This is a genomic window from Luteimonas chenhongjianii (genome assembly GCF_002327105.1).
In the GTDB taxonomy this organism is placed as follows: Bacteria; Pseudomonadota; Gammaproteobacteria; order Xanthomonadales; family Xanthomonadaceae; genus Luteimonas; species Luteimonas chenhongjianii.
Genome location: NZ_CP023406.1, coordinates 748,780 through 771,836, shown reverse-complemented (window position 1 = coordinate 771,836; position 23,057 = coordinate 748,780). Strand labels below are relative to the sequence as shown.

General features: G+C 68.3%; 18 protein-coding genes, 1 pseudogene and 1 riboswitch. Of the genes and pseudogenes, 18 read left to right on the top strand and 1 reads right to left on the bottom strand.

Features of this window, described 5'->3' with window-relative positions:
• Positions 1 to 126: 126 nt before the first annotated feature.
• Both putA and CNR27_RS03460 read left to right on the top strand, forming a co-directional pair.
• The gene (putA, locus tag CNR27_RS03465) at positions 127 to 3,345 is read left to right on the top strand and encodes a bifunctional proline dehydrogenase/L-glutamate gamma-semialdehyde dehydrogenase PutA (protein ID WP_096296953.1); all 3,219 of its coding nucleotides are present in this window, start codon (positions 127 to 129) and stop codon (positions 3,343 to 3,345) included.
• 792 nt (positions 3,346 to 4,137) lie between these two features.
• The gene (locus CNR27_RS03460) at positions 4,138 to 5,052 is read left to right on the top strand and encodes an AEC family transporter (protein WP_096296952.1); all 915 of its coding nucleotides are present in this window, start codon (positions 4,138 to 4,140) and stop codon (positions 5,050 to 5,052) included.
• Between the two features lie 280 nt (positions 5,053 to 5,332).
• On the opposite strand, the gene CNR27_RS03455 is transcribed toward CNR27_RS03460, so the two are convergent.
• Positions 5,333 to 6,661 carry an OmpP1/FadL family transporter gene (locus CNR27_RS03455; protein ID WP_157745244.1) on the bottom strand — a complete coding sequence of 443 codons (1,329 nt, stop codon included), beginning with the start codon at positions 6,659 to 6,661 and terminating at the stop codon, positions 5,333 to 5,335.
• Positions 6,662 to 6,884: 223 nt separating this feature from the next.
• On the opposite strand from CNR27_RS03455, the gene CNR27_RS03450 reads away from it, so the two are divergent.
• From CNR27_RS03450 to mntR, 16 genes and pseudogenes are all read left to right on the top strand, one after another.
• Positions 6,885 to 7,583 (top strand): rhomboid family intramembrane serine protease, encoded by a 699-nt coding sequence (locus CNR27_RS03450; RefSeq protein ID WP_096296950.1) that lies wholly within the window; start codon positions 6,885 to 6,887, stop codon positions 7,581 to 7,583.
• Positions 7,584 to 7,605: 22 nt separating this feature from the next.
• Positions 7,606 to 7,929 (top strand): DUF1820 family protein, encoded by a 324-nt coding sequence (locus CNR27_RS03445; protein WP_096296949.1) that lies wholly within the window; start codon positions 7,606 to 7,608, stop codon positions 7,927 to 7,929.
• Positions 7,930 to 8,023: 94 nt separating this feature from the next.
• Positions 8,024 to 9,709, top strand: coding sequence for an electron transfer flavoprotein-ubiquinone oxidoreductase (locus CNR27_RS03440; RefSeq protein WP_096296948.1), 1,686 nt, complete (start codon positions 8,024 to 8,026; stop codon positions 9,707 to 9,709).
• Positions 9,710 to 9,967: 258 nt separating this feature from the next.
• The gene (locus tag CNR27_RS03435) at positions 9,968 to 10,483 is read left to right on the top strand and encodes a c-type cytochrome (RefSeq protein ID WP_096296947.1); all 516 of its coding nucleotides are present in this window, start codon (positions 9,968 to 9,970) and stop codon (positions 10,481 to 10,483) included.
• Positions 10,484 to 10,569: 86 nt separating this feature from the next.
• Positions 10,570 to 12,267 carry an ExeM/NucH family extracellular endonuclease gene (locus CNR27_RS03430; protein WP_096296946.1) on the top strand — a complete coding sequence of 566 codons (1,698 nt, stop codon included), beginning with the start codon at positions 10,570 to 10,572 and terminating at the stop codon, positions 12,265 to 12,267.
• 218 nt (positions 12,268 to 12,485) lie between these two features.
• Positions 12,486 to 13,154: an alpha/beta hydrolase gene (locus CNR27_RS03425; RefSeq protein WP_096296945.1), complete on the top strand. Its 669-nt coding sequence runs from the start codon at positions 12,486 to 12,488 to the stop codon at positions 13,152 to 13,154.
• Between the two features lie 52 nt (positions 13,155 to 13,206).
• Positions 13,207 to 14,556, top strand: a complete 1,350-nt coding sequence (gene zapE, locus CNR27_RS03420) for a cell division protein ZapE (RefSeq protein ID WP_245815741.1) — start codon at positions 13,207 to 13,209, stop codon at positions 14,554 to 14,556.
• Positions 14,557 to 14,977: 421 nt separating this feature from the next.
• Positions 14,978 to 15,577 (top strand): FMN-binding negative transcriptional regulator, encoded by a 600-nt coding sequence (locus CNR27_RS03415; protein ID WP_096296944.1) that lies wholly within the window; start codon positions 14,978 to 14,980, stop codon positions 15,575 to 15,577.
• A gap of 185 nt (positions 15,578 to 15,762) precedes the next feature.
• Positions 15,763 to 15,975: riboswitch (cobalamin riboswitch) on the top strand.
• A gap of 252 nt (positions 15,976 to 16,227) precedes the next feature.
• Positions 16,228 to 18,648: a ribonucleoside-diphosphate reductase subunit alpha gene (locus CNR27_RS03410; RefSeq protein WP_245815740.1), complete on the top strand. Its 2,421-nt coding sequence runs from the start codon at positions 16,228 to 16,230 to the stop codon at positions 18,646 to 18,648.
• A 165-nt stretch (positions 18,649 to 18,813) separates the two neighbouring features.
• Positions 18,814 to 19,869, top strand: a complete 1,056-nt coding sequence (locus CNR27_RS03405) for a ribonucleotide-diphosphate reductase subunit beta (RefSeq protein ID WP_096296942.1) — start codon at positions 18,814 to 18,816, stop codon at positions 19,867 to 19,869.
• Positions 19,870 to 19,887: 18 nt separating this feature from the next.
• A complete protein-coding gene (locus CNR27_RS15160; RefSeq protein WP_157745242.1) occupies positions 19,888 to 20,868 on the top strand; it encodes a hypothetical protein in 981 nt (326 codons plus the stop codon).
• Between the two features lie 45 nt (positions 20,869 to 20,913).
• Positions 20,914 to 21,000: pseudogene (locus CNR27_RS15155) on the top strand (flavodoxin); the annotation flags it as partial.
• Positions 21,001 to 21,139: 139 nt separating this feature from the next.
• On the top strand, positions 21,140 to 21,622 hold the full coding sequence (locus tag CNR27_RS03400; protein ID WP_096296941.1) for a flavodoxin: 483 nt from the start codon (positions 21,140 to 21,142) through the stop codon (positions 21,620 to 21,622).
• Positions 21,594 to 21,935, top strand: coding sequence for a thioredoxin family protein (locus tag CNR27_RS03395; RefSeq protein ID WP_096296940.1), 342 nt, complete (start codon positions 21,594 to 21,596; stop codon positions 21,933 to 21,935). Before CNR27_RS03400 ends, CNR27_RS03395 begins: the two co-directional genes overlap by 29 nt.
• Before the next feature lies 1 nt (position 21,936).
• Complete coding sequence (locus CNR27_RS03390; protein WP_096296939.1) at positions 21,937 to 22,341, top strand: acyl-CoA thioesterase; 405 nt, start codon at positions 21,937 to 21,939, stop codon at positions 22,339 to 22,341.
• 178 nt (positions 22,342 to 22,519) lie between these two features.
• Positions 22,520 to 22,999: a manganese-binding transcriptional regulator MntR gene (mntR, locus tag CNR27_RS03385; protein ID WP_096300232.1), complete on the top strand. Its 480-nt coding sequence runs from the start codon at positions 22,520 to 22,522 to the stop codon at positions 22,997 to 22,999.
• The last annotated feature ends 58 nt before the right edge of the window (positions 23,000 to 23,057 follow it).

Below are 23,057 nucleotides of genomic sequence, written 5' to 3'. Positions count from 1 at the left end.
CGACCGTGGACGCCGCGCAGGCGTCTGAACGCGCGTCCGGCGGGCGCGGCTCCGGGCGGGTTCCGCACAGTGGCGAGCGCCGTCGGCAGGCTAGAATTCCGCGTCTGTCCCTGCCGGTCGCATTACTTGAACGCCAGCCTGTCGCCCGCCGCCCCCGCGACCTCCCTCCAGCCGCTGCGCGCCGCGATCACCGCGGCCTGGGCCGGCGACGAAACCGAACGCGTCCATGCGCTGCTCGCCGAAGCGCGCCAGCCCGATGCCGACCGCGCCGCGATCCAGGCGACGGCGGCCGATCTCGTCCGCCGGGTGCGCCTGCGCGCACAGGATCGTGGCGCGATCGAAGCCTTCATGCAGCAGTACGACCTCGGCAGCGAGGAAGGCGTGTTGCTGATGTGCGTGGCCGAGGCGCTGCTGCGGATTCCCGATGAGGACACCGCCGATCGCCTGATCCGCGACAAGCTCGGCGAGGCCGACTGGCGCAGGCACATGGGCCAGTCCGACTCGGTGCTGGTCAACGCGTCCACCTGGGGCCTGATGCTGACCGGGCGCCTGGTCGACCTGGCCGACGAGACCAAGCGCAATGTCCACGGCGCATTCAAGCGCCTGGTCGGCCGCGTCGGCGAGCCGGTGATCCGCCTGGCGGTGCGCCAGGCGATGCGGATCATGGGCCACCAGTTCGTCATGGGCCGCACGATCGGCGAAGCGCTCGCGCGCAGCCGCAAGGGCGACAACGCCGCCTATCGCTATTCGTTCGACATGCTCGGCGAAGCCGCGCTGACCCAGGCCGACGCCGACCGCTATCTGAAGGCCTACCAGGACGCGATCGAAGCGATCGGCGCCCACCACGCCAGCCGCCAGGGCAACGTCACCGCGATCGCCGATGCGGCGGCTGAGATCGGCGCGGCGTCGATCTCGGTCAAGCTGTCCGCGCTGCATCCGCGCTACGAACATGCCAAGCGCGAGCGAGTGGTCGCCGAGCTCGCGCCGCGGCTGCTCGACCTCGCGCAGCGCGCCCGCCGCCACCGCATCGGCCTGACCGTGGACGCCGAGGAAAGCGATCGCCTCGAGCTGTCGCTGGACGTCATCGAGGCGGCCTATAGCGATGCCTCGCTCGCCGGCTGGCAGGGCTTCGGCATCGTCGTGCAGGCCTACCAGAAGCGCGCGCCGTTCGTGATCGACTGGATCGCGGCGCTTGCGCGCATGCACGGACGCCGCATCCCGGTCCGCCTGGTCAAGGGCGCGTACTGGGACAGCGAGGTCAAGCGCGCCCAGGTCGAAGGCCTCCCGGGCTATCCGGTCTTCACCCGCAAGCCCAATACCGACGTCAGCTATCTGGCCAATGCGCGCCGGCTGCTCGCGGCCACGGATGCGATCTATCCCATGTTCGCCACCCACAACGCGCACACCATCGCGGCCGTGCACAGGCTGGCGCTGGCGATGCATCCGGCCGCGGCCGCGCGTGGCGCCAAGCCCTACGAATTCCAGAAGCTGCACGGCATGGGCGACGACCTCTACGCCGAGGTTATTCCGGCCGACCGCCTCGACGTGCCCTGCCGGGTCTATGCGCCGGTCGGCTCGCACGAGGACCTGCTGCCCTATCTGGTGCGTCGCCTGCTCGAGAACGGCGCCAACTCCAGCTTCGTCAACCGGATCAGCGACGAGGACGTCGCCATCGACGACCTGATCCGCGACCCGGTCGAGGTGGTCGCCGGTTTCGAATCCATTCCCCATCCCCGCATTCCGCTGCCGGTCGATCTCTACCGCAGCCAGTCCCAAGACAGGAGCAACTCCATGGGCGTCAACCTCGCCAACGATGCCCAACTCGCCACGCTTGCCGAGCAGATCCAGGCCGCCACCGGCCCCTGGACCGCCGGCCCGCTGGTGCCGGGCGCGACCGGCGGCGGCGACACCACCGAGGTCACCAGCCCGGCCGACCGCCGCGTTCGCGTGGGCCAGTGGCAGGCCGCCGACGCCGCGACCGTCGAGCAGGCGCTGCGCAACGCGACCGATGCGCATGCGGAGTGGAACGCCGTGCCCGCGGCATCGCGCGCGGCGATCCTCGAACACGCCGCCGACTTGATGGAAGCGCGCACCGCCGAGTTCATCGCCATGTGCACGCGCGAAGCCGGCAAGACCATTCCCGATGGCGTGGCGGAAGTGCGTGAGGCGGTGGATTTCCTGCGCTACTACGCCGCCGAGGCGAGGCGCCTGTTCGTCGTCGAGGCGCTGCCCGGCCCGACCGGCGAATCCAACAGCCTGCAGCTGTCGGGTCGCGGCGTGTTCGTGTGCATCAGCCCCTGGAACTTCCCGCTGGCGATCTTCGCCGGCCAGATCGCCGCCGCGCTCGCCGCCGGCAATACCGTCATCGCCAAGGCCGCCGAGCAGACCACGCTGATCGGTCATGTCGCGGTCAAGCTGCTGCACGAAGCCGGCATTCCGAAGGACGTGCTGCAGTACGTGCCCGGCGACGGCGCGACGGTCGGCGCGGCCCTGACCAGCGATCCGCGCGTGGCCGGCGTGGTGTTCACCGGTTCCAACGCCACCGCGCTGGCGATCAACCGTGCGCTCGCCGCGCGCGATGGCGCGATCGGCACGCTGATCGCCGAGACCGGCGGCCAGAACGCGCTGATCGCCGATTCCTCGGCGCTGCCCGAGCAGCTGGTCAAGGACGCGCTGGCCTCGGCGTTCACCTCGGCAGGCCAGCGCTGTTCGGCCGCGCGCGTGCTGTTCGTGCAGGACGACATCGCCGACAAGGTGATCGGCATGCTCGCCGGTGCGATGCAGGAGCTCACCGTCGGCGATCCGGCCCTGCTGTCGACCGATGTCGGCCCGGTGATCGATGCCGACGCGCTGCGCATGCTCGACGCGCACGCCGAGCGCATGGCCCGCGAGGCGCGCCTGATCGCGACCACGCCGCTCGGCCCGGAAACCGCCCACGGCACCTTCTTCGCGCCGCGCGCCTGGGAGCTGCAGTCGCTGTCGCAGCTCCAGCGCGAGAACTTCGGCCCGGCCTTGCACCTGGTCCGCTGGAAGGCCGATCAGCTCGACGCGGTCATCGAGGCGATCAACAACACCGGCTACGGCCTGACCCTCGGCATCCACTCGCGCATCGACGAGACGGTCGAGAAGATCGCCGCGCGCGCGCGGGTCGGCAACGTCTACGTCAACCGCAACCAGATCGGTGCCGTGGTCGGCGTGCAGCCGTTCGGCGGCCAGCGCCTGTCGGGCACCGGGCCGAAGGCCGGCGGTTCGCACTACCTGCCGCGCTTCACCACCGAGAAGACCGTGACCATCAACACGACCGCCGCCGGTGGCAACGCTTCCCTGCTGACGCTGGGCGAGTAAGCACGGCAACGAAGCAGGGCTTCGTGCGCGAAAGCCCGCCATGCTCTGGCGGGCCGGAACGGGTGAGCCCGGCGACGAGGCGAAGCTTCGGCGGCTGACGATGCTCATCGCGCCCGGGCCGGTTGCTGGTGCGGCGCAAACTGCGGTGCAACCCGGCTGGACACGCGGGGGTTCTGCGCGGAACCGGTTGATTGCGCGAGTGAGGTGCCGTTGCGGCGTGGGCGTGGGTGGCGGGCGCCCTCACCCCAACCCTCTCCCGGAGGGAGAGGGGTTCCAGGCAGCGCCAACTGGAGGGTCGGTTGATGGCGCCGCGCAAACTGCGATGCAACCCGGCTGGACACTCGGGGGTTCCTGCGTGGAAGCGGTTGATTGCACGAGTGACGTGCCGTTGCGGCGTGGGTGTGGTGGCGGGTGCCCTCACCCCAACCCCTCTCCCGGAGGGAGAGGGGCTCCAGGCGACGCCAACTGGCAGACCGCCTCGAGCCCTTCACTTCGTTCGCTCGTTCGTTTCTTCCACGCCTTTGCCGCCTTCACTGTCCATTCGCTTCTTCAGGCTCCACCCCGCACACCGGATTTTCGATTCTCCGCTCGGTCCAGGCCCTCTCGGCTTGCCGGCTTGTCGGCTGTTGAGCTTTCGAGTTTTGCTTTTCGCTCGCTTGCGGTCTTCTGCCTTCTGCTTCTGCAGCGTCCGCGTCGCTTCGGTTTCCTCGCGCCCGGCGTGGCTTGCGCCCGGCTTCGCGATCGCCGTCGTCGCCCGCTAACATCGGGCGCCCTCCACGCCACTGCCGGCCCATGGCTTTCGACGCCTTTGCCCTGATCCTGGCGATGCTTGCGCTGGGCATGCTCTTCGCCCGCCTGCGGGTCATGCCTGCCAACGCCGCCGAGGTGCTCAACCTCGTGGTGCTCTATGTGTGCCTGCCGGCTGCGGTGCTGGTGCATGTTCCCAAACTCGTCTTCGACGCTGCCCTGCTGGGGCTGGCAGCGACGCCATGGCTGCTCGCGATCGCAACGCTCGCGCTGGTGCTGCCGCTGGCGCGATGGCTCCGGTTCGGCCGCGACGAGACCGCCGTGGTGGTGCTGTGCGTGGCGCTGTGCAACAGCAGCTTCATCGGCTATCCGATGGTGGCCGCGCTGCTTGGGCAGGACGCGGTCGCCTACGCGGTCGTCTACGACCAGTTCGGCACCTTCGTGTTGCTGTCGACGTTCGGCCTGACGGTCATCGCCCGCTACAGCGGTGACACACCGCCGGGCTGGCGCGACATCATGCGCCGCATCGTGCGCTTCCCGCCGGTGTGGGCGCTGGCCTTCGGCCTGACCCTGATGCCGGCCGCGCCGCCGGCCTGGATCGCCGCGGCGCTGGAGAATCTCGCCGGTGCGCTGCTGCCGCTGGTGATGCTGGCGGTCGGCCTGTCGATCCAGCTGCGCATGCCCCGCGACGAGATCCGGCCGCTGGCGACGGGCCTGCTGCTGAAACTGCTGGTGATGCCGGCGCTCGCGCTGCCACTGTCACTGATGTTCGGCATGACCGGGACGATGCTGCAGGCGAACGTGCTGGAGTCGGCGATGCCGAGCATGATCACCGCGGCGGCGCTGGCGATCGCCGCCGGCCTCGCGCCGCGGCTCGCCGCCGCGCTCGTCGGCTACGGCATCCTGCTGTCGCTGGTGACGCTGCCGGCGTGGGCATGGCTGCTGGCGCGGATCGCATAAAGTCCGCGGCGCACTTCCGCAGGCGCGCTGACGCGCGCGGCAGGCTTTGACGAGAGGCGCCGTGGCGCGCGAACGCGCTTCCGGCGGAGCCGGCGCGATGCCGGGATCGCGGCTCGCCCGCACAATCACGCGTCGACCCGGGCGCATCGCCGGACACGATGCGTCGCGCCAGCGCCAGCCGCGACTGCACCGGCAACCGCGTTCCGCGCCCGCCGGAACGCGACACAAAAAAAGCCCCGCCGAAGCGGGGCTTTTCCTGTTCCAGACGCTTGCGCGTGGATCAGAAGCGGTACTGCGCCGACACGCCGAACAGGTTGGCGTTGCCGTCGTAGCCACCGGTCACGCGGCTGCCGCCGCTGGTGGTGTCGATCTTCGGATCGCGCGGTTCGATGCGGGTGTAGCCGAAGTTCACATCGAACGCGTCGTTCATCGTCCAGGTCGCACCGAGCGAATAGAAGATGCGGTTCGCGTCGGGCAGGCGCGGGGTGCGGTGCTCGAGGTTGGTCGGGGTTTCGTCGTACGCAACGCCGCCGCGCAGCTTCCAGCTCTCGTTGAGCTTGTACTCGGCGCCGAGGGCGGCGAAGTACGTGTCCCGCCACTCGAAGGGCTCGACCGAATCCGCATCGGGGTTGTCGAACTCGATGCGGACTTCACGCAGCGATTCCCAGCCGGTCTGGGCATAGGTGGCCGACAGCATCAGCGCGTCGTTGACCTGCCAAGTGGCACCGACGTTGAGGATCGACGGAGTGGTCAGATCGGCGCCGCCGGGACCATCGAGGAACAGGCCCGGCTGGGCCTGGCCCAGCACCGCAGCCACGTTGCCCGGCACGGTCCAGTCGGCGGTGCCGTGCAGTTCGTAATCGATCTCGGAGCGGTAGCTCACGCCGACCGACACCGTGTCGGTCGGACGGAAGTGCGCGCCGACGATCCAGCCGAAGCCGTTGTCCTTGCCCTGGATCTCGGCGAGGCCGTCCGCGCTCTGCGGCAGGAAGCCGGGGACGCGGGCCTGCGCGAGCAGTGCGCCGAAATCCACAGCGCGCGACAGCGTGACGTCGGCGCGCGAAGCGATGACACCGAGGCCGACCGAGAAGCGGTCGCTCAGGTCGATCGCACCCGACAGCGTCAGGTCGATGACCTTCACGTCCGAGGTCTGCGCGGCATAACGGCCCACCCAGTCGGCGTCGTATTCGGTCTTCAGGCCGAACGGCGCGCTGATCATCGCGCCGAGCGCGACGCCATTGTCGAGCTTGTGCACGACCGACAGTGCCGGCACCGGGGTGACGTCGCCGGCGTTGCCGCCGTTGCTGCCGGTCAGCGGACGGCCGAGCGCATCGCGACCGCTGCCCTGGAATTCGTAGTTGAGGTCGATGACGGTCAGGTCGGCCTGCACCGTGGTGCCTGCGAACTGGGTCATCACTGCCGGGTTGTTGGTCACGACCGAGCTGTCACCGGTCTTGGCGGCGGTGCCGGCGAAGGCGCTGCCCATCGACTTGACGCTGTTTTCCTTGAGCTGGAAACCGGCGGCATGTGCCTGCCCGGCGAAAGCCAGCGCGCCGGCGATGCCGAACGCCAGTGCGGTGGTGTGCATGAAGCGGGGGGTGGTAGCCATGTGTCTCGTTCTCTCCCAAACAGGTTGTTGTCGTGTGCTTCGCCCAGCGCGGACGGGGCCCCCTCCGTCAACGCCACCCTGTCGGAATTCCCCTCCCGAACTGCGTCGCGGGCGCACTATACCGTACTGTCCCGTGCGGACGTCTTGCTGCATTGCGGCATCGTCGATGCCCTCTACCGGCGCGCTTTACCGGCGGCTGCGTGGACCCCGACAATGGCCGCAGATGTTCGTTTCGATCCCCAACCGTCGCGCCCGCACGCCGCTCCGCTGGGCGGTGCCGATGCTGTGCGCGCTGCTGTGGCTGGCGTTCCTGTGGGCGAGTACGCGTTCAGCCAATGAGCACTACACGCTGCTGCTCGACTGGGGTGCGCTGTACGGCGGTCCGGTCGGGACCGACGGGCTGCTGGCGAACTGGGTGGAGCCCGGACCCTGGCTGAGACTGGTGACCGCGTTGTTCCTGCACGCGGACTGGACCCACCTGCTCGGCAATCTGGTGTTCCTGTTGATCTTCGGCCTTCCCGCCGAACGGCTGATGGGCGCGTGGCGGTTGCTGGTGCTGTTCGTTGTCGGGGGCGCGCTGGCGAACCTGTCGGCGGTGCTGGCGATCGGCACGCCCGACCGCCTGATCATCGGCGCGAGCGGCGCGGTCTCGGCGCTGATCGGCGCCTACCTCGCGCTGTTTCCACGCGCGCGCCTGGGCGTGGTGGTGCCACTGGGACTGTTCCTGGAATTCGTGCGTGCGCCGGCCTCGCTGCTGATCGGGCTGTGGGCAGGCCTGCAGGTGATCTTCGCCTACATCGGCCCGGCCTTCGGCGCCGTCGCCTGGACCGCGCATCTGGCCGGGCTGCTGTTCGGCGTGGTGTTCGCGCTGGTCTCGCGCCGCGCGATCGGGCAGCGGCTGCGCCGGCTCAAGGGTTACTGAGCGCGCGTTCTATAATTGCCGCATGACAGGCAAGCCGCTCTACAAGATCACCTTCCTCAACCACGGCAAGGTCTACGAACTCTACGCACGTCACGTCGAAAGCGGCCGGCTGTGGGGGTTCGTCGAAGTCTCCGAGCTGGTGTTCGACGTGCACGAGGGCCTCGTGGTCGATCCGACCGAAGAACGCCTGCAGGCCGAGTTCGGCGAGACACGGACGCTGCACCTGCCGATGCAGAGCGTGCTGCGCGTGGAGGAAGTGGAGAAGAAGCGGCAATCCGCGATCCGCGACGCTGCCTCCGGCGAGGCCGTGATCACGCCGTTTCCGATGCCGACACGGCCGCGCTGATCTTTCCGCGACCGACCAGGCACGCATCCATCGCACTCCGGTTGCGATACTCACCTCCGCACACCCGTACCCGCGTGCACCGCGCAAGGCAACGATGACGACTCCCCAGACACTGCTCGACACCCACGGCCCACGCGAATCGATGGAGTACGACGTCGTCGTCGTGGGCGCCGGACCCGGCGGCCTGGCGACCGCCATCCGCCTGAAACAGCTGGCCGCCGAGGCCGGCCGCGAAGTCTCGGTCTGCGTGCTGGAGAAAGGCTCCGAGCCGGGCGCGCACATCCTCTCGGGCGCGATCATCGACCCGCGTGCGCTGAGCGAACTGATCCCGGACTGGAAGGAGAAGGGTGCGCCCCTCAAGCAGGCGGTCACCCGCGACGAGTTCCTGTTCCTCGACGAGACCGGGGCGAAGTCCACGCCGGATTTCTTCCTGCCCGACTGCTTCAAGAACCACGGCAACTACATCATCAGCCTCGGCGCGCTGACGCGCTGGCTGGCCGCGCAGGCGGAAGGCCTCGGGGTCGAGATCTTCCCGGGCTTCGCTGCTGCCGAAGTGCTCTACACCGATGCGGGCGTGGTGCGCGGCGTCGCCACCGGCAACCTCGGGATCGGCAAGGACGGCCAGCCGACCGCCGAGTTCCAGCTGGGCATGGAACTGCTGGCCAGGTACACGATCTTCGCCGAAGGCTCGCGCGGCCAGCTGGGCCGCGAACTGATCGCGAAGTTCGCACTCGACGAGGGTCGTGACCCGCAGAGCTACGGCATCGGCATCAAGGAGCTGTGGCAGGTCGATCCGGCGAAACACGAACCCGGTCTTGTCGTGCACACCGCCGGCTGGCCGCTCACCGACGATACCTACGGCGGCTCGTTCGTCTACCACGCCGAGGACGGCAAGGTCGCGATCGGTCTCGTCGTCGGGCTCGACTACAGGAACCCGTGGCTGAGCCCGTTCGAGGAGTTCCAGCGCTTCAAGACCCACCCGGCGATCCGCAAGTATCTCGAAGGCGGCAAGCGCATCGGCTATGGCGCGCGCTCGATCACGGCCGGCGGGCTGCTGTCGATTCCCAAGCTGGTCTTCCCCGGCGGTGCCTTCGTCGGCTGCGAGGCCGGCACGCTCAACGCCAGCCGCATCAAGGGCAGCCACGCCGCGATCAAGACCGGCATGCTCGCGGCCGAGGCCGCGTTCGCCGCGCTGGGCGAGGGCCGCAGCGCCGACGAACTGTCCGCGTATCCGGCGGCCTTCGAGGCCAGCTGGCTGCATGCCGAACTGGCGCAGGCCAAGAATTTCAAGCAGTGGTTCAAGAAGGGCCGCACGACGGCGACGCTGATGACCGGCGTCGAGCAGTGGCTGCTGCCCAGACTCGGCATGCGCGTGCCGCCGTGGACGATCCACCGCGACCGCCCCGACCACGCGTGCCTGGAACCGGCCGCCCAGCACACGAAGATCGACTACCCCAAGCCCGACGGGGTGCTGACCTTCGATCGCCTGAGTTCGGTGTACCTCTCGAGCACCAACCACGACGAGGACCAGCCGCCGCACCTGACGCTCAAGGATCCCTCGGTGCCGGTCGACGTGAACCTGGCGATCTATGCCGGACCCGAGGCGCGTTACTGCCCGGCCGCGGTCTACGAATATCTCGACGGCCCGGACGGCCCGTTCCTGCGGATCAATGCGCAGAACTGCGTGCACTGCAAGACCTGCGACATCAAGGATCCCACCCAGAACATCGTCTGGGTGGCGCCGCAGGGCGGGGGCGGCCCCAACTACGCGGGCATGTGAGTCCGGCCGTACCGGCGCCGCGCGCACGGTGCGCCGGCAACCGCCGAGCGGGCGCAGGGGGTCGCCCCGCGCCCGCGCCTGCCGTGCGCGATGGTCCGGATGACGCGCGATCCGCGAAGCGGGCGCACGTCGCTGCAGGCGCATCGGCAGCGCGCCTGGCGCCCGTGCCCGCGTCCGGCGCGAACGCAGCATTCTTGAAACCCTGCCCGTATACTCGGGCGCAGCTGTGGCCGAGGGCCATGCCGCCAAGGGTGTTTCGTGCGTAATTACGATCTCGAATTCCTCAAGCGCTTTTCGATGGTCCTGCTGTTCCTGACCGTCGTGACGCTGGGTCTGATCATCGGAGCCTGGTTCCTGCACAACTCCCTGCCTGCGGAAGTTCCGCCAGGCGCGGCCAAGCGGACCGAAGCGCGCATCGCGCCAGTCGGTGCGGTCTATGCCGGCGCAACCGGCGCCGCCTCGCAGGCGGCCGCCACCGCCGCGGCTGCTGCGGCTGCCGCAGCGCAAGTGGCCTATGGCGGCACGCTCGACGGCTCGGTCATCTACCAGAACCTGTGCGCGGGCTGTCACACCTCCGGCGCCGGTGGCGCGCCGACGCTCGACCACCAGCACTGGGACAGCCGCCTGGCCCAGGGCACCGAAACGCTCTACCGCCACTCGATCGAAGGGTTCACCGGCGAGGCGGGCGTCATGCCGGCTCGCGGCGGCAACCCGGCGCTCAACGACGAGCAGATGCACGCCGTCGTCGACTGGATGATCGAGAACATCAAGTAAGCCGGTCGGGTCCCGTACCCGCCAGACGCCGCCCCCGGGCGGCGTTTTCGCATCCGGCCTTCCACGGCCGCTGGAGTCCCCCGCCGATGATCCGTCCCGCCACCGCGCTGCTCGCCTGCGCCCTGCTCGTCGCCTGCCGCACCGGCGCGCCGGGCGCCGATTCCGCGCTGCCGATCGGCAGCCTGGCGATGGCGCCGCAGGATGCGCCGGTGACCGTCCAGGGCCGGGTCACCGCACGCTTCGACGCACTCGGCGGCTGGTTCGTGCAGGACGCCGGCGACGGCGATCCGGCGACGCCCGACGCGGTGTTCGTGCAGGGACCCGCCGGGGACGCGTTTCCCGAGGTCGGCGCGCACGTGCGCGTGACCGGCCAGCGCGAAGGCACGACGGCGCTGCGCGCGCAGCAGGTGACCGTGCTGCCGACGCCGGCGCCCGCGATCGCGCCGCTGCGCCTGGACGCCCCGCCCGCCGACTGGTCCGCGCTGAGCGGTACCTGGGTCCGGATCGACGCGCCATTGACGCTGACCGGCCAGCACGAGCGCGACCGCCGCGGCACGCTGGCCGCGAGCTTCGATGGCCGCCTGTTCACGCCGACCGAGCGTGCGCGGCCCGGGACCGATGCCGCGCGCGTCGCCGCCGCCAACGCCAGCCGTCGGGTGCTGCTCGACGACGGCCGCGAAGACGCACCGCCCGACGGCCGGCTCTGGTATCTGCCCGAGACCGCGCAGGCACTGCGCACCGGCAGCGTGCTGACCGGCGTCGAAGGCATCGTCGACCATCGCCATGGCGCCTGGCGTCTCCAGCTGACCGCACCGCTGCAGCCGCAGCCCGCGTCGCGGCCGCCGGCGCCGGTGGTCGACGGCGATGTCCGGATCGCCGCCTTCAATCTGGAAAACCTGTTCAACGGCGATGGCCGCGGCGGCGGCTTCCCCACCCCGCGCGGCGCGCGCTCGCCCGAAGCGCTGGCCCGGCAGCTCAAGGGACTGGTGGCGACGATCGCCGCGCTGGATGCCGACATTGCCGCGCTGATGGAACTCGAGAACGACGGCTTCGACGCGCATTCGAGCATCGCCCAGCTGGTCGATGCGCTCAACGCCGAAGGACCGGCGCGCGACTGGCGCTTCGTCGATGCCGGTGAAGGCCCCGGCAGCGATGCGATCCGGGTCGGGCTCATCTATCGCCAGAGCCGGGTGCGACCGCAGCGCGCGCCAGCCACGCTCGGCGGCGGCCCGTTCGAGACGCTGAGCCGGGCGCCACTGGCGCAGGCCTTCGTGCCGCTCCGCGACGGCCGCGTGGACGGCCCCGACTTCACCGTGGTCGCCGTGCATTTCAAATCCAAGGGGTGCGGCAACGCCGACGGCGCCGACCGCGACCAGGGCGACGGCCAGGCGTGCTGGAACGCGGCCCGGGTCGACTCCGCGCGGCGTCTGCGCGACTGGCTCGCCGGCGCGCCGACCGGCACCGGCGACCGCGTCGCGATCGTGGGTGACTTCAATGCCTACGGCATGGAAGATCCGGTACGCGTGTTCACCGACGCCGGCTGGCGCGACCCGTTCGCGGGTCGCGATGGCGACGCGCACTACAGCTTCGTGTTCGACGGCCAGGCCGGACGCCTCGACCATCTGCTGCTGGGCCCGTCGCTGGCGGCGCGCGTCGCCGGGGCCGCCAAGTGGCACAGCAACGCCGACGAACCCGACGACATGCGCGACCGGGAAGCGGCCGGCCCCTGGCGCAGTTCCGACCACGACCCGCTGGTGGTGGGGCTGCGACTGCGCGGGCGCTGAGCCTCGGATCTTCCGCCCGTGGCAGGCCGGCCGATGATCCGACGGCGCGGCAAGTCGGTGACGGGCAGAACGCACGGTTTCCCCCTCGCGCCTGATCCGGGGCGCGCGCGGCCTTCGCCCGCATCCGCCCTGCCTGCACCCCGGGAAGGCGCCGCTTCGGTGGGCGAAGGCCGCTGCCGGCCACTGCCCCGTCGCGGCGGCCCCGGTATCATCGGCACATGATGTCCCCCACATTCCCCACGACTTCCGGCCCCATCGTGTTGCCCGGTCCCGTCGGCGACCTCGAGGCGATCATCGATCTGCCCGACGCCGACGTCACCGCCCTGCCGCTGGTCGCCGTGATCTGTCACCCGCTGCCCACCGAGGGCGGCACGATGCACAACAAGGTCGTCACGATGGTCGCGCGGTCGCTGCGCGAACTCGGCGCGACCACAGTGCGCTTCAACTTCCGTGGTACCGGTGCCTCCGCCGGCAGCTTCGACCGCGGCGATGGCGAAACCGACGATCTCGCCGCAGTCGTCGACTGGGTGCGCCGCGAGCGTCCCGGTCATGCGCTGTGGCTGGCCGGCTTCAGTTTCGGCGCCTATGTGACCCTGCGCGCCAGCGATGCCCTGCAGCCCGACCTGCTGATCTCGATCGCGCCGCCGGCCGGTCGCTGGGATTTCGATTCCATCGTGCTGCCGCAGTGCCCGTGGCTGGTGATCCAGGGCGATGCCGACGAGATCGTCGACCCCGAAGCCGTCTACCAGTGGCTCGAGGATCGCGGGGCGCAGGCCGAAGTGGTGCGCATGCCCGACACCAGCCACTTCTTCCATCGCAAGCTGATCGACCTGCGCGGGGCGGTGAAACACGGCGTGCGCGCCTACCTGCCGCGGGCCGCGGCTTGATGCGGCGCGGGTCCACGGCCGCGGCGCGCAGCGCGACCGCGGCGATGCCGGCATGAGCGCGGCGGCGGCGCCGAGCGAGCGCTACGCGGCCGGTGTCGCACGCGGCGACTGGCAGGCCGATCCCGCGCAACAGCCGGCGCTGGTCGAACTCGACCGCCTGCATGCCGCGCTGATCGAGGCGCCCGCGCGACGTGGCCTGCTCGGCCGCCTGCTGGGTGCGCAGACGCCGCAGGCCCCTGCCGGCCTGTACCTGTGGGGCGGCGTGGGGCGCGGCAAGACCTTCATGATCGACCTGTTCCACGACGGCCTGCCCCTCGAGGTCCTGCGCACGCACGGCAGCTCCAGCGCGTCGCAGCCCCCCATCGGCGCGAGCGGGCCTTCGCAGGATGACGCCGCATCCACGGCGCCTGGCGCCCCCGTTCCCGGCGATGCGGGGCACGTACTTCCGTCACGGCCTGTCGGGGAGGGCCACGAACCGATGGACGCCGTCGCCGGCGCGGGTGCACCCGGCGGCGCGCCGACGCGGCATCGCGATCTCCGCCACGCCCCTGCCGATCCGAAACTCGGCCGCAAGCGACGCACGCATTTCCACCGCTTCATGCGCGAAGTCCACGACGCGCTGCGCAGCCATGCCGGCGAGCGTGATCCGCTGGCGGCGATCGTGCGCGGCTGGCGCGACGCGGGCTTGCGCGTACTGGTGCTCGACGAGTTCTTCGTCAGCGACATCGGCGATGCGATGCTGCTCGCGCGCCTGCTCGACCGGATGTTCGCCGACGGCATCGTGCTGGTGACCAGCTCCAACGTCGATCCGAAGGATCTGTACAAGGATGGCCTGCAGCGCGTGCGCTTCCTGCCGGCGATCGACCTGCTGCAGCGCCACACCCACGTGGTGTACCTGCAGAGTGATACCGACTACCGCATGCGCGCACTGACCCGCTCGCCGGTCTACCGCACCCCGCTCGATGCGGACGCCGAGGCCTGGCTCGACACGCGCTGGCACGAGCTCGGCGGTGACGACGAGCACCGCGATGCAGGCGTCGAGATCGATGGCCGCCGCATCTGCGTGCGTGCCCGCTCGCCGGGCATGGCCTGGTTCGATTTCGATGCCCTGTGCGAAGGCCCGCGCGGCGCCAGCGACTACATCCAGATCGCCACCGAATTCCATACCGTGCTGCTCGGCGGCATCCCGCGCATGGACGCCAGCCGCGACGACGCTGCGCGCCGCTTCGTCACCCTGATCGACGAGCTCTACGACCGCAACGTCAACCTGGTCTGCACCGCCGATGCCGAGCCGCCACAGCTGTATTCCGGCGAGCGGCTGGCCGGCGCGTTCGAGCGCACCGCCTCGCGTCTGATCGAGATGCGCAGCGCCGAGTACCTGCAGCGCGAACATCGGGCCTGAGCGCCTGCGGCGCGAACGGGCCCGGCCAACCCCATCGCGCCGATCGCGGGCCGGGCTGCGCCCGCCGCGACGCCATCCGCGCAGCGCTGCGCACTGCGTGCGCTGGCGGAACGCGCCGCCCGCGAGACCCGGCGAACGCTTGCCGCGGGCAAGCGAGGCGCAGGCTTGATGCGGGCGCGAACCCCGCGTCGCTACGATCCGTCGGAGCCCGGCTTGGGAAGTCCGCCATGACCATTCGCAGGAAGTCCTCGCCTTGCCGCGGATCCGGCCATCGCGATCCGCGGGCAGCCGGGCACCCTGCACCGCGCCCGCGGGCGCACGCCGGCCTGGCGCGCCCAGCCGGCGACGCGACCTCCAATGCCTTCGCTGCGACACCGACCCCGGGCCCCGCCTCCGTGCCGGCCGGCACCGGGGCCGCAGCATGAGCAGCCCGTTCGACCCGCGCAGCCATGCCGACGTGCTGGCCCTGGTGCGCGCGTATCCGCTGGCCTGGGTGATTGGCCATGGCGGCGCGATGGAGCCGCTCGATGCGACGCCGCTGCCCTTGCTGCCGGAGCTCGACGACGGTGGCCGCATCGTGTCCTTCCTCGGCCACTTCGCCCGGGCCAATCCGCAGGTGGACGCGCTGCGGGCCGACCCGCGTGCACTGCTGCTGTTCAACGGGCCCGATGGCTACATCCCGCCGCGCCTGGTCAGCGATCCCAGATGGGGGCCGACCTGGAACTACGCCGTCGCACGTTTTGCGGTCCGCATCGAATTCGTGCCCGACGAGAACGCCCATGCGCTCGAAACGCTGGCGGCGACGCTCGAGGCGGGCAATCCCGAGCCCTGGACGCCCGAGCGGATGGGCCCGGAGTATCCCCGCAAGCGCCAGCACATCATCGCCTTCCACGCGCACGTCGAGCAGGCGCGGGCGACGTTCAAGCTGGGCCAGGACGAACAGCCGCGGACCTTCCACGAGATCGTCGCCGGCATGGACGACCCGGCGCTGCGCGCGTGGATGGTCGCGCAGCGCGACTGACCACGCTGGCCGCAGGTGTCCGGCCGGGCCTTCGCCGGGGTGAAATGCGGACCTCCGGGGCTTGCCTGGCGCAGCCCGATCTGCATCGGCAGCGCCTCCGCAGGGGTTGACGAATGACGATCGCCGTCCTGATGGGCCCCGGCGCGCGTTCACTACATTTAGCGTTGACCCCGCCAATGGACCCCACTATCTTGGGCCGCGTCGGTTCCGGGCCCCAAGGGGATTCCGGATGAAAAGGGAAGCCGGTGACGCGTTCGCGCCACTCCGGCACTGCCCCGCAGCGGTAATTGGGAACGACCCCGCCAACAGCACTGGAGCGATCCGGGAAGCGGCGGGCGAGGAGAAGGCCTGCCTTCGCGCCCATGAGTCCGAAGACCTGCCGACAGCCGCGTGAAAGCACGACGCGCGGTGCCGGCTGTGGTCGCTCCGAGGGGAGCGGGGTGCGGAGCGGACTGCGATGGCGCGAAGCGTCGGATCGCGGCTCCTGCGACGCCGCCCCACCACCCTTGGATTCGACTGCAGCCGCCGGTTCCGACGCGGGCGGAGCCGGTGGTGCGCGAATGCAATGGACCCAGAGAGAACGCATGACCAGCCAGGACACCATCACGACCGGAACTCCGGCCGCCGCAGACGCCGCACAGACCCCCGCCATGCCCCCCACTTCCGCCGCGCCCGCCGTCGAACCCGACGACACGGTGCCGCCGCCCCCGAGCGCCGCCATGCACACCGCAATTGCCGAAACCGCCGACGTCGATGCCGACGTTTCCACCTGGATCACCAAGGAAGCCGGCAACCGCCGCATTCCGTACGACCGTGCGCGCCTGGAGCGCAGCATCGACCGCACCCATGCCGAGTTCCCGCAGCTCGACATCGCCGACTACAAGCGCAGCGTGTTCGGCTTCGTCGAGCGCAAGGAAGCCGTCAACGCCGACGATCTCACCGACCACCTGATCCGCGAGGCCGAGGCCCGCGTCGATGTCACCGCGCCGGAGTGGGAATTCTTCGCCGCGCGCCTGTACCTGCACCGCCTGTACAAGCGCGCCAGCCGCAACCGCTTCTACGATGCCGAGCAGAAGTACGGCTCGTATGTGGGCCTGCAGGAGTCGCTGGCCGACCGCAACATCTATTCCAACGACATCCTGCGCGCCTATTCCAAGGAAGAGCTGCAGGAAGCCGGTCGCATGATCGACGCCGAACGCGACAAGCTGTTCGCCTACAACGGCCTGTACCTGCTGGCCACGCGCTACCTCGCCACCGACCACTCGCGCGCGGTGTTCGAGCTGCCGCAGGAGCGCTGGCTGACCATCGCCCTGTACCTGATGCAGAACGAGACCCGCGGCGGCCGCGAGCGCCGCATGCAGCTCGTCGGCGAGGCCTACTGGGCGCTGTCGAACCTGTACATGACCGTGGCCACGCCGACGCTGCAGAACGCCGGCAAGGTCGGCGGCCAGCTGTCGTCGTGCTTCATCGACACCGTCGACGATTCGCTGCAGGGCATCTACGACTCCAACACCGATATCGCCCGCGTCTCCAAGGGCGGCGGCGGCGTGGGTGCGTACATGGGCTATGTGCGCTCGAGCGGTTCGGCCATCCGCGGCGTGCCCAATTCCTCGGGCGGCGTGGTGCCGTGGATCAAGCAGCTCAACAACACCGCCGTCTCGGTCGACCAGCTGGGCCAGCGCAAGGGCGCGGTCGCGGTGTACCTGGACGTGTGGCACCGCGACATCGAGAACTTCCTCGACCTGCGGCTCAACAACGGCGACCAGCGCCTGCGCGCGCACGACGTGTTCACCTCGATCTGTATCCCCGATCTCTTCATGGAAGCGGTCGAGCGTCGCGGCGACTGGTACCTGTTCGACCCGCACGAGGTCCACCGCATCAAGGGCTGGTACCTGCAGGATTTCTTCGACGAGAAGAAGGGCGACCCCAACGGCAGCTTCCGCAAGCGCTACGAGGAAGTCGTCAATGACGAGCGCATCTCGCGCAAGACCGTCAAGGCGATCGACATCTTCAAGCGGATCATGGTGTCGCAGCTCGAGACCGGCAATCCCTTCATGTTCTACCGCGACGAAGTGAACCGGAAGAACCCGAACAAGCATGTCGGCCGCGTGTATTCGTCGAATCTCTGCACCGAGATCCTGCAGAACATGAGCCCGACGAAGATGATGCAGGAGATCATCTCCGGCAATCAGATCGTCACCACCAAGCAGGCCGGCGACTTCGTCGTCTGCAACCTGTCGTCGGTGAACCTCGGCCGCGCGGTCGTGCCGCAGGAAGGCCAGGGCGATCTGATCACCGACGTGCTCGAGCGCCTGATCCCGATCCAGGTCCGCATGCTCGACAACGTGATCGATCTCAACCAGCTGCCCGTGCCGCAGGCCACGATCACCAACCAGAAGTACCGCGCGATCGGCCTGGGCACCTTCGGCTGGCACCACCTGCTGGCGCAGAAGGGCATCCAGTGGAACGACAAGGCCGCCGAGGACTTCAGCGATTCGCTCTACGAGCGCATCAACTTCCTCACCGTGCAGGCCAGCATGGAACTCGCCAAGGAAAAGGGCGCCTACCCGGTCTTCCAGGGCAGCGACTGGCACACCGGCGCCTACTTCCGCGACCGCGACTACAACAGCCCGCAGTGGCTGGACCTGGCCGCGCAGGTCGGCGTCAACGGCATGCGCAACGGCTGGCTGATGGCGGTGGCGCCGAACATGTCCACCGCGCAGATCGCCGGCTCCACCGCGTCGATTGATCCGATCTACTCGGCGTTCTATTACGAGGAGAAGAAGGACTACCGCCGCCCGGTCGCAGCCCCCGGCCTGTCGCTCGAGACCTGGCCCTACTACGAGAAGGGCGCCTACAAGGTCGACCAGTTCGCGTCGGTGCGCCAGAACGCGCGCCGCCAGCGCCACGTCGACCAGGCGATCAGCTTCAACCTCTACGTGCCCAGCACCATCCGCGCCAGCACCCTGCTGGAGCTGCACATGACCGCATGGCGCGAGGGCATCAAGACCACGTACTACGTGCGCTCCAACGACATCGACATCGCCGAATGCGAATGGTGTTCGAGCTGATCGCAGCGTAGCCCGACGCCGCCGGACCAAGCCCTTCTCCCTCCGGGAGAAGGTGCCCCGAAGGGGCGGATGAGGGCCGCTTTTCGCGAAGCGCCCCGCCCTCACCCCAACCCCTCTCCCGCGTGCGGGAGAGGGGCTAAAAGACCGAATCACGAGAAACCGAACATGTCCGCCACGCTCAGTGCCACCCCGCTCGACCGCATCAAGATCCTCGAGCCGCGTCACCCCAACCGCTCCACCGGCATCATCAACGGCCGGACCAGCGGCATCCTCAACTGGAACGACATTCCGTATCCGTCGTTCTACCGCGCCTACAAGGAACTGACGACCAACTTCTGGATTCCGGACGAGGTCGACATGAAGAGCGACGCCAAGCAGTACGGCGAGCTCTCGGCGCGCGAGAAGAACGCCTACGATTCGATCATCGGCCTGCTGGCCACACTGGATTCGCCGCAGACGCGCTTCATCTACAACGTCGCCGAATACATCACCGACCCGGCCGCGCATGCGAACGCCGCGATCATCGGCCAGCAGGAAGTGATCCACAACGAGAGCTACAGCTACGTGCTGGCCTCGATCACCGGCCTGGCCGACCAGAACCGCGTGTTCGAACTCGCGCGCACGCATCCGACGATCATCGCGCGCAACCAGCCGATCATGGAGTCCTACAACGACTTCATGCGCGAAAAATCCGCCGAGACGCTGATCCGCTCGCTGGTGCAGTCGTCGATCCTCGAAGGCATCAACTTCTATTCCGGCTTCGCGTACTTCTACAACCTGGTCCGCCAGAACCGGATGACCGGCACCGGCAAGATCATCAGCTTCATCAACCGCGACGAACTGGCGCACAGCAAGTTCATCAGCGAACTCATCCGCGCCATCGTCGGCGAGAACCAGTCGCTGCAGGGCGACCAGCTCACCCAGTACGTGCACGACGCGTTCGAACACGCGATCCAGCTTGAGACCCGCTGGACCAGCGAAGTGCTCGACGGCATCGATGGCATCGACGTCGACGAGATGGTCCGCTACGTGAAGTACCGCGCCAACAAGATGGCCGGCATGCTCGGCATCGAGAAGCTGTATTCCGACACCACCGACAACGTGATGCCGTGGATCAAGGCCTACGCCGACAACTTCACCGAGACCAAGACCGACTTCTTCGAGATGCGGAACGCGTCGTACAAGAAGACGAATTCTGATAACGGGTTTGATGATCTCTGACTGAGCTGAGAAACCCCCATGAACTTCCAGCCACTGACAGTAGTTGTAACTTTACTCGCTGGCCTATTGCTTGCCGGAATTCTTGGATGGATCAGGAAGCCAAGACTTGTTGTCTTGGTCCCTCGCCTGTTTTCACACTCGCGCATATCTGACAAAGGTCAAATTGCCGAGATATCAGTAATGAATCGAGGATTTAAAACAGAGGAGTCGATTGAGCTTGTTTTGAACCCGTCGCTTCATTACGAGCTCGTAGGCAGCAGCAGCCCCGACGCCGACCTTCAGAAGAACAAGCTCCTAATCCCGCGCATCGGAAGCTCAGATGACTGTTCTGTTCTCTTACAAGTAGAGAACGGGAGGTTCTCAGAACAAGAAATTGTCAGTTGCTTGTCAAAAGAGACTAGAGCGTCCATTACGTCGAAACTTGAAGAAGTACCCTTAACCGCACAGCAGCGAGTCGCCGGCATTACTTTGTTCTGTATCACTGTCGGGATCTTCGGGGGGTTTTTTTTGTGGCTTGATCACAGGAAAAATTCTCGCGCAGCCGAGGTTGCGAAAGAAGCCTCCAGAGCCATCAGGGCAACTGAAGACGCTGCTGGAATAGCCACCCAAGCTCCGCCCGATCAACAAGGCTGGCATATTTCAGCGATCTACTCAAACCATGACCTGTACAGAATGCTGACCACCGGGCAGATCAAACTCGAAGCTCAAAACTCGAGAGTGGAGCGCGGCGTTGTTCGAATTCCTGTTTTGGTTGAAAACCGTTCTCAAAAACCAATTTCGGTGGATTTATCAGTTCATGGAACACTCCCTCAAGGCGAATTGAAACTTGACCGCAGGCGGATTTACGACCGCTTGCTGTTGCCAAACGATTCCTTAGAGGCGGCTCTTGAAGCGTTAGTACCGGAAGAGCTCGCACGACAGACAGTTGTAGTTGAGTTCTTCTTGAAGACTTCGGACGGGGATTCCTTGAAGGGCTCCAGAGTTGTTGCGCAGCAATAATTCGTACACCGAGACTCTCCCTTTCAAAGCCATGCGCATCCTCCCCTCACCCACACATCGCTCAGCGGCAACACCCGCGATGTCGCGCGTGCGATCCACGCGCGGTGCGAAGAACTGGGCCATGCCGTCACCTGTGAACAAACGGGGTCAACAAACGGGGTCAGGTTCACTTCCTCCAAAGCTTCGCCTGCCGACACCGGGTCAGAGCCGGTTTTGGCGGAACGCCTGTCGCAACCTGAGTCTGCATTGATCGAAAACCGAGTCTGACCCCTTGCGCATCCTCCTCGCCCACACATCGCTGAGCGGCAACACGCGCGATGTCGCGCGTGCGATCCATGCGCGGTGCGAGGCGCTGGGCCACGACGTCACCTGGATCGATGCCGATATCCAGAACCTTGCGCAGGCCTGCCCCGATGGCGCCGAGCACGATCTCTACATCCTCGGCAGCTGGAGCATCAACGCCGGGCGCACGCCGCCGGAGATGAAGCGCTTCATCGCCGATCTGGTCGAGGTGGTCGGCAAGCCGGAACGCGTCGCGGTGTTCGGCACGGGCGAAACACAGTGGGGGGAGGAGTATTACTGCGGCGCGGCGCGGCGCATCGCCGCGTTCTTCGGCACGCCTTATCCGCGGCTGGAAATTGAACAGATGCCGCACGGCGAGCGCGACGCCCTGAAGATCCAACGCTGGACCGATACCATTCTTGCCTGTACCGAGAGCATCCCCCATGCAGACCTTCCACGCCTCCACGCCTGACGACTACGCCGCAGCACTGGCCGCGCATCCGCGCCTGCTGGTCGACTACTACAAGGACGATTGCCCGGGCTGCAAGATGCTCGACATGTCGCTGGCGAAGTTCGCCGCGACCGCCGATGCCGAAGGCCTCGCGCTGCTGAAGGTGAAGATGGAGGTGATCGGCGAGGACTTCTTCCGCGGTCTGAACCTGCGGCAGACGCCGACGCTGTCGCTGTTCAAGGACGGCAGCGAAGCCGCGCGCCTGCCGGGCTTCCAGGCACCGGCGCAGATCGCGCAGGCGGTGGCGGCGCACTTCGCGACGGCGGACGCCTGACATGGCCCCGCTCGCCGACACGCCCAAGACCGAGGCGCGGATGCTGGAGATCGTGTTCCCCGATCACACCAATCACATGGGCACGCTGTTCGGTGGGACCGCGCTGGCGTGGATGGACAAGGCCGCGTTCATCGCCGCCTCGCGCTACTCGCGCCGCACCGTGGTGACGGCGCGTTCGGAACAGGTGGATTTCAAGCTGCCGATCCGCCAGGGCCAGCTGGTCGAGATCATCGCGCGCGTGGTCGAAGTGGGCCGCACCTCGATGCAGGTGGAAGTGGAACTGATCGCCGAAGACCTGCTCAGCGGCGAGCGCGAACTGTGCACGCGCGGCCGTTTCGTGATGATCGCGCTCGATGCGCGCGGCCGCCCCGTACAGGTGGCTCCGCTGCCCGGAGGCACCGCATGAACGAACTCTCGTTGTTGCAGTGGATCGCGCTGGGGCTGTGCATCGGCCTCGTCTGCGGCGCGGTGCTGACCTTCATCAACCGCAAGCGCTGAGCCGCACGCACCTCACTGCGCACCGGTCCCGCACGCCGGCGCGGGCGATGGGCGACAATGACGCTTCATCCGCCGGATCCGAATCGATGCCCGCTCGCAAGGCCACGCCCGCCGATGCGGCCCCGGACCGCGCCCCGAAGGCCGGGCTGCCCGAGGCCAGCGTGCACGTGGAGAACTTCCGCCAGGTGCGCGAGGCGCGCCGCTCGGAGCTGGTCGAGGACTACGTCGAACTGATCGCCGACCTCCTCGCCGACCGCGGCGAGGCGCGGCAGGTCGACATCGCCGAGCGCCTCGGCGTGGCCCAGCCGACCGTCGCCCGCATGCTGCAGCGGCTGGTCCGCGACGGGCTGGTGACGCAGAAGCCCTACCGCGGCGCGTTCCTCACCGAGGCCGGGCAGACCCTCGCCGACGCCAGCCGCGCCCGCCATCAGACGGTGGAATCGTTCCTGCTCGCACTCGGCGTGCCGCCCGACATCGCGCGGCGCGATGCCGAGGGCATCGAGCATCACGTCAGCCCCGAAACGCTGGCCGCGTTCGAGGCGTTCGTGCGGAACGCGAAGGCCTGACCGGCCGCCATCGGCTGGCGCCCCGGGCCGGCAGGAATCAAGGTGCCCCCTGCCGTGC